At 66.0% G+C, this 13,063-nt stretch carries 10 protein-coding genes and 1 pseudogene; 8 read left to right on the top strand and 3 right to left on the bottom strand.

Going from position 1 to position 13,063, the window contains the following annotated elements:
- The first annotated feature begins 1,023 nt into the window (after positions 1 to 1,023).
- From Manayef4_RS20675 to Manayef4_RS20650, 6 genes are all read left to right on the top strand, one after another.
- Positions 1,024 to 1,638, top strand: coding sequence for a hypothetical protein (locus Manayef4_RS20675; protein ID WP_011436295.1), 615 nt, complete (start codon positions 1,024 to 1,026; stop codon positions 1,636 to 1,638).
- A 43-nt stretch (positions 1,639 to 1,681) separates the two neighbouring features.
- Entirely contained in the window at positions 1,682 to 3,274 is a 1,593-nt protein-coding gene (locus tag Manayef4_RS20670; RefSeq protein WP_254665769.1) for a cytochrome P450, read from the top strand.
- A 61-nt stretch (positions 3,275 to 3,335) separates the two neighbouring features.
- Positions 3,336 to 4,289, top strand: coding sequence for a 2-dehydropantoate 2-reductase (locus tag Manayef4_RS20665; RefSeq protein WP_070132984.1), 954 nt, complete (start codon positions 3,336 to 3,338; stop codon positions 4,287 to 4,289).
- A 129-nt stretch (positions 4,290 to 4,418) separates the two neighbouring features.
- The gene (locus Manayef4_RS20660; protein ID WP_070132982.1) at positions 4,419 to 5,507 is read left to right on the top strand and encodes a histidinol-phosphate transaminase; all 1,089 of its coding nucleotides are present in this window, start codon (positions 4,419 to 4,421) and stop codon (positions 5,505 to 5,507) included.
- A 118-nt stretch (positions 5,508 to 5,625) separates the two neighbouring features.
- Positions 5,626 to 7,494, top strand: coding sequence for a RiPP maturation radical SAM C-methyltransferase (locus tag Manayef4_RS20655; RefSeq protein ID WP_070132980.1), 1,869 nt, complete (start codon positions 5,626 to 5,628; stop codon positions 7,492 to 7,494).
- Positions 7,491 to 8,234: a DUF5825 family protein gene (locus Manayef4_RS20650; RefSeq protein WP_070132978.1), complete on the top strand. Its 744-nt coding sequence runs from the start codon at positions 7,491 to 7,493 to the stop codon at positions 8,232 to 8,234. Before Manayef4_RS20655 ends, Manayef4_RS20650 begins: the two co-directional genes overlap by 4 nt.
- 137 nt (positions 8,235 to 8,371) lie before the next feature.
- On the opposite strand, the gene trpS is transcribed toward Manayef4_RS20650, so the two are convergent.
- Positions 8,372 to 9,484, bottom strand: a complete 1,113-nt coding sequence (gene trpS, locus Manayef4_RS20645; protein ID WP_070132976.1) for a tryptophan--tRNA ligase — start codon at positions 9,482 to 9,484, stop codon at positions 8,372 to 8,374.
- A 194-nt stretch (positions 9,485 to 9,678) separates the two neighbouring features.
- On the opposite strand from trpS, the gene Manayef4_RS20640 reads away from it, so the two are divergent.
- On the top strand, positions 9,679 to 10,218 hold the full coding sequence (locus Manayef4_RS20640; RefSeq protein ID WP_070132974.1) for a winged helix-turn-helix domain-containing protein: 540 nt from the start codon (positions 9,679 to 9,681) through the stop codon (positions 10,216 to 10,218).
- The gene (locus tag Manayef4_RS20635; RefSeq protein WP_349257461.1) at positions 10,185 to 10,760 is read left to right on the top strand and encodes a transposase; all 576 of its coding nucleotides are present in this window, start codon (positions 10,185 to 10,187) and stop codon (positions 10,758 to 10,760) included. Before Manayef4_RS20640 ends, Manayef4_RS20635 begins: the two co-directional genes overlap by 34 nt.
- Positions 10,761 to 11,134: 374 nt before the next feature.
- On the opposite strand, the pseudogene Manayef4_RS26290 reads toward Manayef4_RS20635, so the two are convergent.
- Both Manayef4_RS26290 and Manayef4_RS20630 read right to left on the bottom strand, forming a co-directional pair.
- Positions 11,135 to 11,338 (bottom strand): annotated as a pseudogene (locus tag Manayef4_RS26290) (hypothetical protein); the annotation flags it as partial.
- Between the two features lie 102 nt (positions 11,339 to 11,440).
- On the bottom strand, positions 11,441 to 12,907 hold the full coding sequence (locus Manayef4_RS20630; protein WP_070132970.1) for a tyrosine-type recombinase/integrase: 1,467 nt from the start codon (positions 12,905 to 12,907) through the stop codon (positions 11,441 to 11,443).
- Positions 12,908 to 13,063 lie beyond the last annotated feature (156 nt).

Below are 13,063 nucleotides of genomic sequence, written 5' to 3'. Positions count from 1 at the left end.
TAGATCGCGATCAGCGACGGGCGAACCAGCAGCCGCGGACGAACACTGCCGAGCCAGCAGCCGTCTGCCTCCGTCGTCGCACCGCGGTCGGCCGCCGTCCGGATCAGCCGGCGGAACGGGCCGGCTCCGGACCGGTCAACGGGAGCCTCTACTCCGGATCAGCAGTGGAGAGGATCTGCGTCCTCCCGGCCAGGCCATCCGGCCACCCATACGAGCAAGGCGTCGAAACAGTGGCTGGCAATTGTCCAAATCACACATTCCCAATTCACAAGGTGAGGAAAGTTCGGTGGGAACTTTCACGACCCGAGCGTTCAGCGGAAGCACCTTACTCGCCAGACGATGACCTCTGTCTCACATCATCTTGGCAGGTAGGGCGAGGGCGACGCCCAAGGTTGACGCCGACCGAAGGCAGAGCCCTTCGAACTTCATTGCTTACTACTGATGACATCACAGGTCCCCGGAGCCCGCAGGCAGCTACAGGAAGCTCTCATCTATACGCCATCGATGAGAGGGGACGCGACGATCAGAGCCCGGGAGTCGGCCCAGGCTAGCTGCGGCGTCGGCCCTCGACATACCGATATCGACGTGCCGGAAGATATCGACATCCGCTTAATGGGATGCGCAAAGGGTCACGGACCGCGTTTACTTTCAGTAGCCGGAAGAGATCGCAATTCCCGCCTCTCGATGAGTCGAGCATTGCGCTGGCCTTGTCATGYGCCATCGCCAGGTGTAGCGTGTCGCTAGGCGTCGACTGACCGTCAGAAGACGCGTCAATTCGTACCGCCCGAATAGACCATCGGAGGTCTTCACTTTCCGATGCCCTGAATTCGTGCACCCCATTCTCGGGAACTCTTCACCAGGTAGGCACGGAAGACCTGGTCACGCCGGAACAAGAATCCGGACAAGCTAATCGGCTGATCGGAGGCCGGAGATCATCGTACGTAGGCTTCAACCACCAGCACGTAGCGTACTCCAGGTCATGAACCGAAGGACAGGACGGCCAGCCTAGGGATGATCACGAGGATGTCGAACGAAGCCTACATCGAGCCCGAACCCGCGAAGCGCTTCGTCGACCACGCGGTGGAGGAGTATCAGCGGTGCCTGGCGAGTAGGAACGCCGATGGTGTGCCAACTCATCTACCGCGTGCCTCCGGTCTCCTGTTCGGTGTCGACAATCGCCACGGGATCACGATCGGCGACATCGAATTCGTGAAGAATGTGCGCGACAGCGACGCGGACGTGATAGCCGAGTTCGAAGATGTAATCGCACCGCAGTTCGGCGACGTGTACAGGAACCCCGGCCGCGGGTTCTGGTGCTCCGGCGAGGACGTCTTTCAGGCGGTGAAAAAGCACGAGGCGGCGGGTCTCGAGCTGATCGGCTCGATTCATTCTCATCCGAACTGGCATGAGATCGGACCTCAGCATGAGCGGACGCAGCGGTTGAGCGAGAAGCCGACCCGGATGGATGAGTACCTGTTCCGTCAGTCCTCCTGGCCGGTCAACCTGATCTGGTATGTCCACGCGGGCCGTCAGGGCCTCGCACACCGGGTCGCCGCATGGAAAGCAGGGCCAGAGCGGTGCGCAGAGCTCGACCTACACATCCCGTCGCAGATCCGGGATGAGTTCGGACTGGGATGACGGTCCACCGCGGCGGCCTCGGAAGACACGACGCGTCAATCGCGTGGCCTCGGTACAGGCCAGAGGAGGAGACAGGATGAACGGAACGCAGAACGGCGCTCGCGAGGGTCTTCCACCGCCCATGGTTACCATCAAGATACCAGCGGCCTTCCGGGCGCTGTCCGGCGGGCAGCGGCARGTCGCTGCCAAGGGCGAGAACATTCGCGAGGTGTTCGCCGACCTGAACGAGTGCCTGCCCGGGCTCATCGACAAGATCATGGACGGCCAGGGGTCGGTCCKACAGTATATCAACGTCTATCGAAATGACAACGACATCAGAGGCCTGGAAAATCTCGAGACCCGCGTCGAGGAAAGTGACGTGGTCTGGATAATACCTGCAGTGGCGGGAGGTAGCATTCGTCCGGYGGTCCAGGAGCCGAAGGTGCCAGAGGTTCTGCCCTCGGAGTTCTTCCTCAATCCTGGCCCATCACCGCACGCGACGAACGCCGAGCTCAGATCGAAATGCCCCGTCCACCAGATTAACTATCCTCCGGGAAGTGAGGCATACGCCGTTCTCGGCCACAGGGCCGTGGCGGAGGCCTTCACCGACTCGCGCCTGTCCAAGGAAGCGGAGAACCTACCTCCCAGGTTTCGCGACAGGGCTCTGTCCAGCAGCCTCCTCATGGTGCGTAACCTGGGATTCGCGGACCCTCCCGACCACGCCCGGCTGAGGAGGCCGATCAGCCGGGCATTTCTGCCGAACGCGATCGCCGACCTCCGCCCCCGCATCCAGGATGTCGTCGACGATCTCATCGACACATTCCCCGCGCCCGGTGAGATCGACCTCCTCGGCGCGTTTGCCCTGCCGCTTCCACTCACTGTCATCTGCGAGTATCTCGGGATACCTGTCCAGGACAGACCACTCTTTCTCGAGTGGGGTTACATTCTCAGCCAGGATCCCTTCCAGCACGCGGAGTCCGAGCTGAAGGCCGCGACCGAGGAATTCACCGACTACTTCACCCGGCTGGTGGCCCGACGCCGCACGGATCTGCGGAAGGACCTGCTCAGTGAGCTCGTAAGGGCGGCAGACAGTGACGCACTCAGTGAACGCGAACTCCTCTCCACCATTCTCCTCCTGCTCATCGCGGGCCACAAGACGGTCGCGAACCTGATAGGAAATGGGACTGCTCTGCTACTCGGCCACCCAGGCCAGCTCGACCTGCTCCGAACCACTCCCGAGCTGATTCCCGCCGCGGTCGAGGAGATGCTGCGCTTCGAGGGTTCGGCCGCCTGGGCATCCATGCGGGTCGCCGTCGAGGACATGCGGCTCGCCGGAACAGAAATTCCCAGGGGGAGCTTCGTGCATCTCTCGCTGTCCAGCGCGGGGCACGATCCGGAGGCATATGACGAGCCGGAGCGGTTCGACGTCACCCGATCCCCGAACCACCATCTGGCTTTCGGCCACGGCGCGCACTTCTGCGTTGGTGCCCCCCTCGGCCGGCTTCAAGGAGACATCGCCTTCACAACGCTGCTGCGCCGGTTRCCAGGATTCGAGCTGGCAGTCCGTCAGGACGAGGTGGAGTGGCTCGCCGACAGCTCGCTCAGCCGGGGGCTCAGAGCGCTCCCCATCCGGGTCCGGGAGCGGTTGCCGCGATGAGCACCGTATGCCACGGCCGCGGAATTACCCCCCGCCGGTCGTCTCCCGTGAGCGATCAGCGATGACGGCACGAGCAGGCGGACCGAGGATCGCGGTGGTAGGCGCGGGCGCGGTCGGTGGGTATCTCGGCGGCCGCCTGGCCGGCGCCGGTCACGAGGTGKAGTTCCTCGCCCGGGGCGAGAACCTCGCCGCGCTCCAGAAGAACGGGCTGCGGGTAATGGATGACTCAGGTTGCTGGTCGGTGCCGGATGTAAGCGCCTCCGACCACCCTGACGACATCGGAAGAGTCGACTTCGTTCTGCTCTGCGTAAAGACGGGACAGCTTTCCGATGCCGTCGAATCGCTGGGCCTCATGGTCGGCCCGGATACCGCGGTCCTCACTCTGCAGAACGGGGTCGACGCTCCCGGCCAGGTCGCGGCGAGGATTGGCCGCCGTCGCGTGCTGCCCGGAACGATAAGGATCGCGGCGACGATGGCCGGTCCTGGCGAGATTAGACACGCCGGCACCACCTGCGAGGTAAGTTTCACCGCGTGGGACGGCCAGGCATCAAGGCAGGTGACGCGCCTTCGTGAGCTCTTCCGAGAATCCCAGGTGACGGTTACCGAGCCTGACGATATTTGGGCCACCCTGTGGGCGAAGTTCCTGATGGTGGTGCCGGTCGGCAGTCTCGGAGCCGCCACCGGCGGCGCGACCATCGGCGAACTCCGTTCTCGGAGCGGTACTCGCCAGCTCCTGATCGCCGGCATGCGGGAGATCTACGAGGCCGGTCTCGGGCTGGGAATCTTCCTGCCCGACGACGCCGTGGACACGGCGATGGGACTGGTGGACAGGCAATCAGCCGGGGTCACCACCTCACTTCAGCGAGACATCCTGACCGGTAGGCGGTCGGAGCTGGACGCGTGGACCGGGGCCGCTGTCCGGCTGGCCCACGACGCAGGTCTGAGCGCGCCGGTTCACGAACTCCTATACGAGTTGCTCGCCATCCGAGAGTCGCGTGCGGCCGAAGCGGCCTAGACCCTGCCGCCCAACCTCTGCACGGGGTCTCGGGATTCGGGAGGAGGGTCAACGAGCACAGCGGACAGGTACCAGCAGAAGTGCAGGGACGCAGGCGATGCTCCCTCGTGATCTCAGGAGTCCCAAACGGTGAAAGTGAGATTCGCCGGCCGTGACCCGCTGCGGGACGTTACGGCCTATCGGAGCACAGAGYCCGCGAACACGGCGGCAAACGAGCCCGGGCGGTTCGACCTGTCAAGCAACGAACTCGTGCTTYCCCCACTGCCCACAGTGCTCTCGGTCATCGAAGATGGCCTCAGCCGGCTGGCCCGTTACCCCGACCCGACGGCACGGACCATCACAGAGGAGATCGCGAAGCACCTGCACGTCTCCCCAGACGCGGTGGCGGTGGGCCCCGGAAGCGCCGGGGTACTCCAACAGATTCTTCTCGCACTGTGCGGCGTCGGCGACGAGGTCATCTACGCGTGGCCGGGCTTCGACGCCTACCCGCTCCTGGTCGCCATCAGCGGGGCCACGAGCGTTCACGTTCCGCTCACGTCTACCGGTGATCACGACCTGGACGAGATACGTGCGCGGGTCGGCCCGCGCACCAGGGTGATTCTTCTCTGCTCTCCCCACAATCCAACCGGCGTGGTCATTGATCGCCATCGTCTGGACTCCTTTCTGCGCTCACTGCCGGGCGAYGTCCTCACGGTGCTCGACGAGGCCTACGTCGAGTTCGATCGCGGCGAGAATCCCCCGGGTACTCCGGATGTTCTCARCCGGCACCGCAACATCGTCGTGCTCCGGACCTTTTCGAAGGCCTACGGGCTAGCGGGCCTGCGGATCGGCTACGCCGCGGGCCCGGAGCGGATCATGGTGACCGTCCGCAAGGCCGGTCTTCCCTTTGGGGTCACCCACATCGCGGAGCAGGCGGCGATCCTCTCCCTGCACAGCGAGGGTGAGCTACGCGGTCGCCTGGACACGGTGACCGTGTCGCGAGACGAACTGACCGCTGGTCTCCGGTGGTCGGGTCTGCCGGTGCTGCCTTCTCGCGCCAACTTCGTCTGGCTCCCCCTGGCCGCTGCGGCCGACTCCTTMGCGCAGGACCTGGCGGAGGCAGGAATCAGGGTCCGCCCCTATCCGGGGTATGGCGTACGGATCTCCGTCGGAGCACCGGAAGCACAGGAGAGCCTCCTGAGGTCCCTTGGCCGAGGCGTACCCACGATCTGGGTGTGAGGACCGCGTCATCTCCGGCTCGGCCGGCAACGGATCCTGCCGGCGCCGCGGGCGTGGGCGTCTCGGCGCACGAGCGCGCCGTGTCTTTCTAGCGACCGAAATTCGAGGTGGGAATCTAATGAGGCTTCTCCTTATCGCCATGCCATGGCAGGGACTTGACACACCGTCCAGTGCGCTGGGAGTACTCGGGCCTTCCGTCCGCGAACAGGCGCCCGGCTGGTCCGTGGACGAGTTGTACGGAAACTTCCGGTGGGCTGAGCACCTGATGTGCGCTAGCGGCGGAGCCATCGGCGTGGCGGACTACGGCAAGGTGGCGGTCCAGGTCTTTCAGGGCGTCGGCGACTGGGTCTTCGCTCCCGCGCTGTATGACGTCGCGAGCTACCGTGTCGACGAGTACGCGCAGCTTCTCGACGCGCAGGGTGTCGACGCGGAGGTTCCCGTCGAGATGCAGCGACACTCCCGGACGTTCATCCGGCAGCTGGCGGCCGAGATCGCCGCCGATCCACCGGACATCGTCGGATTCACCAGCACTTTCATGCAGAACGTTCCGTCACTCGCGCTCGCGAGGGAGATCAAGAGAGTCGCGCCGGGCGTCCTCACGGTGATCGGCGGCAGCAACTGCGACGGGCCGCAGGKGCCGGCCCTGCACCGGAACTTCGATCAGCTCGACTTCGTGATCAGTGGTGAAGGCGAACGGTCGCTGCCCGCGCTGCTGAGGTGTGTCGCCGCAGGTGCGAGTGTCGCCGACATACCCGGCCTCAGCTGGCGGTCCGACGGGATGACGGTCACGAACCCACCCGCCGAGTCGTCCGTGCCCTTCGGCGTGGTGCCAGCCCCCGACTACGAMGGCTACTTCCAGGCGCTCGAGAATTCGTCGCTCGGCCCCGGCATCCGGCCGATGGCGGTTCTCGAGACATCCCGTGGCTGTTGGTGGGGCGAAGTTCACCAGTGCACCTTCTGCGRCCTGAACGGATCGAACATTAACTTTCGGAGCAAGGCTCCCGAACGCATCGCGCACGAGGTCCGGGACCTGGCGTCGAGGCACCGCGTTCTCGACGTGGTGATGGTCGACAACATTCTCGACATGGGCTACATCGATAAGGTGATGCCGGAGCTGGCGGCCCTCGACTGTGATCTGAGGATTCACTACGAGATCAAGTCGAACATGACCCGCGAGCAGCTGGGCCGCCTGAGGGACGCGAACGTGCTCTTCGTCCAGCCGGGCATCGAGAGCCTGAGCAGCCACGTGCTTCGGCTGATGGAAAAGGGCGTGAGTTCGGCGCACAACGTGCGTATGCTGCGAGATGGCATGGATCTCGGCCTGAGCGTCACCTGGAACATCCTGTACGGATTCCCTGGGGAGACCGACGAAGATTATCAGAGCCTGCTGAGGAAAATGGCATCACTGGAACACCTCCAGCCGCCAACCGGCGCGTGGCGCATTGCACTGGAGAGGTTCAGTCCCTATTTCGATGATCCTTCCCTTGGATTCATGTTCCGCACGCCGGCGCGCTTCTATGAACTTATCTATAATGTTCCAAAAGGCGAGTTGTATGATCTCGTCTACCTTTTCGACGGCAGTACGCGAGGGATCGCGGGGCCGCTGGAGGACGACCTGAAGCAGGCAGTCAGAAACTGGGCCGAGGCCTATCCAAGGAGCACGCTTCTGTATTGGATCGACGACCAGGGCCGGGTGGTCATCGAGGACCAGCGGGCAAGCTGGCCTGAAGAGGTCATCGAGTTGGACGAGCTGCAAAGCAATGTATACCTCGGTCTCTTCCAGGGAGCCGGGTGGGAGGGCGTGCGCCGACGGCTCGCCGACGGCGGCCAAGTCGTGACCGACGAGGAAGCCCGGAAGATCCTTCGTTACTTCGTCGACCGCGGTCTCGCCTTCGAGGACGAAGGGCGCTACGTGAGCTTGGCGCTCGAGGTCGACCCGTACCGCCGGAAGCTTGTCGACGGCAGAGAGGTCGCGGCATCCCGATGAGCGCCCTGCTGGATATCGACGGACTCAGGGCGCTGGCCGACCGCCACGGGCGCCGCCCGGCGGGCGGGCGACCGGGCGCCGCGGTGCTGGTCCTCGGTGCGGACTGGACCGGGCTCCCTGCTCCTGACGAACTGGGATCGCTTCTGCGGCGTGTGCCCGTCGCYGGTGTGCGGCTGGCTGAGGCCGTCGACCTGTCAGGACTCCCGGCTGACGTGACCGCGCGAAGCATCGCGCTGGTTCGCGAATGCTCCTCGATCGGAGTGCGGTTGTCGTGGTCATTGAGCCTGAGCCCGGACCAGATGGGGATGGTTCGGATACTCGATCACCTACCGCCTCCGGGGAAGGTGACCGTCCTGGGCGAGGGAGAACTCCCCCTCGGCCATTRGCGATCGGCGGGCAGTTTTGGTCTGTTCTATTTCCGGAAGGGGCCGGACTTCGTCTCCGTAGTCGACCAGAGGAGCGAGGCCACGAATCGGTTCATCGTCGACGACGCCGTCCTCATCGACGTGCTCCGGCAGGGAATGTCGGGATGCGCGTGGGCCGACGTGACCCGGACTCCGCAGTATGCCGCGGCCGCGCGGGACCTGGTGGGCAAGGGCTTGATCCTGCGCGTCGGCGACTATTGCGTCACTCTACCGGTGCATATGCGTCGTTGGCCGGTGGGGACGCTTCTGCTGGGCGGGACTCTGGCCGCGGCCGGCACGAAGAAGTCCGTTCTGACGGTTGACCGGCAGCTCTGACCGACTCCCGCGGCCCTCTTCCTGGAAGCCGGGCGGCCACCACAGCCGGGTCGCCACCGAAGCCGCCCGGTGCCAGGTGTGGCTCGGCAGTCTCGGGCGACTCGGCGCCGACCCGGCCGGCCGGTGACCCCAGACCGTCAGTAGTGGCTGTTCATGGCGGTACGCACCTCGGCGAGGGTTGCGTCGGCGACGGCTCCCGCTCGTTCGTTGCCCTCGCGGAGCACACGGCGCAGATGGGAGCGGTCCTCGGCGTAGTCGGCTCGGCGAGCCCGGATCGGTGCCAGGTAGTCGTTGACCGCTTCGATCACGATCTTCTTAAGTGCGGCGGCCCCGGCGGAGCCGATGTCGTCGGCGACCTGATGAGGGTGCCGGTTCTGGCAGAGCGAAGCGAGCAGGAGGAGGGAGGACACCTCGGGACGGTTCGCGGGATCGTAGGTGATGTGGCGCTCGGAGTCGGTCTTCGCTCCCTTGAGCAGCCGGGCGGTCTCGTCGGCGGTCGCARCCAGGGCCACAGCGTTACGCCGGCTCTTGCTCATCTTGGAGCCATCCGTGCCGAGGAGAAGGGGCGCGCTYGACAGGAGCGCCTCGGGCTCTGGAAACAGTCTGGWGCCGTCGCCGTAGCGGTCGTTGAAGCGGYGGGCGATCGTGCGGGCGAGTTCGAGGTGGGGAAGCTGGTCCTGGCCCACTGGGACCAGGTTTCCCTTGCAGAAGAGAATGTCGGCGGCCTGGTGGACGGGGTAGGTGTACATCAGGCCACTGACGGCCGACTGCCGGGAATGCGCGATCTCCTCCTTGACGGTGGGATTGCGGTTCAGCTCGGCAACGGAGACAAGGCTTAGAAAGGGCAGCATCAGCTGGTTGAGGGCGGGGACGGCACTGTGTGTGAAGATCGTGCTGCGTGCCGGGTCTATGCCGATGGCCAGGTAGTCCAGGACCAGTTCCTCCACGTGGGCGGTCAGGTTGTCCGCTACGTCGCGATCGGTCAGAACCTGGTAGTCAGCAATAATCAGGAAGATCTCCGTCCCGAGATCCTGAAGGCGAACCCGATTGTGCAACGTGCCGAAGTAGTGCCCGAGATGTAGGCGCCCGGTAGGACGGTCACCCGTCAGTACCCGAAACCGCTCGGGGTTGCTGAGAATCAGTTCTTCCAATTCCGCGCTGCGCGCCTGGGCGGCGGAGGTTCTGAGCGCCGAGGTAGCGGGGTCCGAGTCTGTGGTATCTAGGCCTATGGACGCGGAATCAGTGTTCACGGGATCTCCTGGAAGGTCGGTCCCGCCGTCGCGATGGCACGAGCCCGATCCCCGAGACGCGAAGGGCCGTCCATCCGAACGGCGCGATCACAGCTGGGAAGGCGGCCGCTCCTACTACTGAGCTTTAATCTTCGAGGTCAAGCTGGTTTTCTGTGTTTGTCTACGGGCGGGTGTGAATCGGGTAGACCGGCTATATGAGATATGCGACGGGTGGCGGGTTAACGCCCGCCGAGCAGGTGGAACGTGAGCGGGTCCGGAGGGCTGCGGCCGGCCGGTTCGCCGCGGGGGCGAGCCAGGCCGAGGTCGCCCGGGAGTTCCGGGTGACCCCGAAGACCGCGAGCCGCTGGCACCACRCCTGGGAGGCCGAGGGCGAGTCCGGGCTGCGCTCGGCCGGRCCGGGGTCGCGGTGCCGGTTGGATGACCGGGACCTGGCCCGGTTGGAGGCGGTCCTGCGCCGGGGACCGGGGCCGTACGGCTGGGAGGATCAGCGGTGGACCCTGGCCCGGGTCCGCCAGGTGATCGCAGCAGAGTTCGGGGTGGACTACACCCTGGCCGGGGTGTGGCTGCTGCTGGACCGGCAGGGCTGGTCGTGCCAGCTCCCCGCCCGCCGCGCGGTCGAACGCGACGACGCCGCGGTCGACGCCTGGGCGCAGGAGGAGTGGCCGGCGGTAAAAAGACCGCGGCGGCCCAGGACGCCTGGATCTGTTTCCTCGACGAGACAGGACAGGGGCTGAGGCCGCCACGGGCACGGACCTGGGGCCGGCGGGGTCGGACCCCGGTGGTGCGGGTACCGGGGCGGGGTGGGAACGGCCGGGTGAGTGTGGTCGGGATGGTCTGCTACCGGCCCGGCTGGCGTCCGCGGCTGCTCTACCGGGCCCGGACCTGGCGGGGTGGTGGCGGGCGCAGGGGGATCGGCTGGGAGGACTGCYGGGATCTGCTGGCCGCCGCGCATGCGCAGCTTCCCGGGGGCCGGCTGGTGCTGGTCTGGGACCGGGTGAACATCCACCGGCAGACGGAGATGACCACGTTCCTGCGGGAGCACGCGGGCTGGGTGAGCGCGGTGCTGCTACCGGCCTACGCCCCTGAGCTGAACCCGGCCGAGGGGGTGTGGTCACAGCTCAAGCGCACCGCTGTGGTGAACCTGGCTGCCYGCGCCCTCGACGAGGTCTGCCAGGCGGTCAAGCACGGGCTGAAACGAATGCAGTACCGGCCCCCGTTGCTGTTGGGGTTCCTCGCCGAAACCGGTCTGRTCTGGGAAGAGCTATGGTCAACATGACTCCACGCATTAAAGCTCAGGAAGAGCGCCACCAGATGAGGCACGAACGGTCCACGCCCCCATATTAACAGCAGCCGTCTGGGCGGTTCGGTTCCGAGTGAAGACGGCCGGCCGACCCGGTGGCCGGTCATGGCGTCCGCCGGCACCATGTTCGACATGCCCGCCCGTGCCATCCGGCTCGACGCTCTCCAGAAGACCCGCCATCCGCAATCCCCCCGCGAGCTGACCGCACCGACCGACGTCCGCCATGACGCTGTTCACCCGTGAGGATGACAGCCCGACCACCACCGCACCGGCGACCACCGTGTGATCTGTCGGCCGAGCAGGAGGATCAGCGACCGGCCAACCTGCGTCCCTCGGTTCGCCGCCCTGGTCTACGACGTCGGCCGGTTGCTGCGACCATCGAGCGCACCGTGGATGTCAGCGCGCAACTGGGCGACCAGGCCGCGGGCTGTCCCGGTGCCAACGGCGAGCCGCTTGCGCAGCGTTTCCGCGGAGATGGGGCGTTGGTGCTGCTGTCAGTGCAGCACGTCCTCGGCGCGGGCGCGGTGCAACAGGTCCTGCCTGCGCGCCTCACGCGACAGCGGGCCCCCGACGGTAGTCCTGCCGGGCATTGGCTCGGCTGCCGTCGCTGAACACGCACACGATCCCCAGCCCGTCGTCGGTCACCGTGGCCGGCATCAGTCGTCCTCGCCAGGTTCGTCGGTGAACTCCGCCGCGACCTCGGTGTCCGCCGCCGGATCATCGGCCAGGCCGGCCGCCGCGCCGGCTCGCGCATACGCCTCCCCGAAAATCCGGGTGGTGTCCAACCGGCGAAGGTAAGCCTCCGTCGTGGTGACCGATGAGTGACCCATCAAATCCCGCAGCACCAGCAGCGGATCGGCTTTGCTCAGATACAACGCCAACGCGGCGTCCGGCCCGCCGTCTCCACCGGCCGCCACCAGTTCGGCGGCCCGCCGGTAATGCCCATCCACCAGCCGTTCCAACGTGGCCATCGCGAAAGAATGCCGCAGCCGATGCGGATGAACATGCGGGAACCGCAGCTCGACACGTGCCCGGATACGATCCGACGCGCGTTCCAAAACGGTCGCCCAGGCGGTGAAYGGTCCGCCGTCCGASCGGACCGCCAACAGGCACGAACCACCATCCGGAGCGACCAGCCGCCGCCGCTCGCCCGGCGTCAGCGCATCCCAGTCCCGGCGCACCCCGTTAATCCGCCCGCCACGCATGTCCGGCTCGCTCACCCGCAGCGCAGGACCCCACCGGGCCGGCGGACACCATGATGCTCCTTCCACCGCGGCGGCCCGGTCCAGCGTCACATAATCATGCACAACCCTCAGCGCCTCGACGCTGATCCAACTGGTACGGAACTTACGGCCCTTGGCCACCCCGGACGGCACCGGCAGCGCCCCCGGCCGGGACGGCGRCGTCGGGATCTCATAGACCAGCAGCGACGAGAACTCCTGCAACCGCAGGCCCGTCGCCAACGCCAACCCGWCCACCGCCCGGTTACGGGCAAGCTCCCGCCCCGCATAGCCAGCATCCGCCTGACCGTCCCGGTCCAGCCCGGCCAGCGCGTTCAGCAGCAACGTCGCAAAGTCGGCTTCCAGATATTTGATCGTGACGTGCGGTTTCGGAGTTCGGCGCATCGCCAGGTTCACCCGGACGTCACGCACCATRCCGCCGACCATGGCCTTCGCGGTCCGGTAGGTGAACGGCTCGGCCGACGCATAGCCTTCGGCCATCGCCCACCGGTAGAACATGCTCACGATGCTTATGTGCTGGCTCCACGTGCTCRCCGCCAGCCGCCGCTCCACCGGCCCCGCCGACCGGTCCTCGGCATATTTCCCAAGTGCCAGTTTGAGCTGCTCGCGCGGGCCGAGCACGTCGATGCCGTGCCCGGCCAGGAACTCCACCCAGTCCTTCACCGCCCGCGCATACGCCGCCCACGACCGCGGCGCCGGCACACCGCACGCCGGAAGCTCACGAAGCCACCGGTTCACCACCGCCGCCGGCCGCACGCACCCCGGCCCGTCCTCGAACCGCAGATCGTCGTCGACCAGCACCGGCATGCGCTCGGGGATCAGCGGCGCTGCCTCGACATCCCACGACTCCCACCCCCGTGACGAGAAGAAGATCAGCAACATGGGAGTCGACGGTAGAACCACGACACGGCGCCGAACCACGACCAAAAACGCCGTGTCACCCCAGGTCAGCAGCGAATCGCTACACAGCAACTAAGTGGTTGAGCCTGGAAGTCCTTTGGGGGTGCAGTGATCAGCTGGGTTCGGTGGGGAGGTGGA

This window comes from Frankia sp. CgMI4, from assembly GCF_001756285.1.
GTDB lineage: Bacteria > Actinomycetota > Actinomycetes > Frankiales > Frankiaceae > Frankia > Frankia casuarinae.
This window is presented reverse-complemented; position numbering and strand designations above follow the sequence as displayed.

Coding starts and splice junctions, on each gene's coding strand:
- Manayef4_RS20675 (WP_011436295.1), top strand. CDS start 1,024: ATGTCGAACGAAGCCTACATCGAGCCCGAACCCGCGAAGCGCTTCGTC.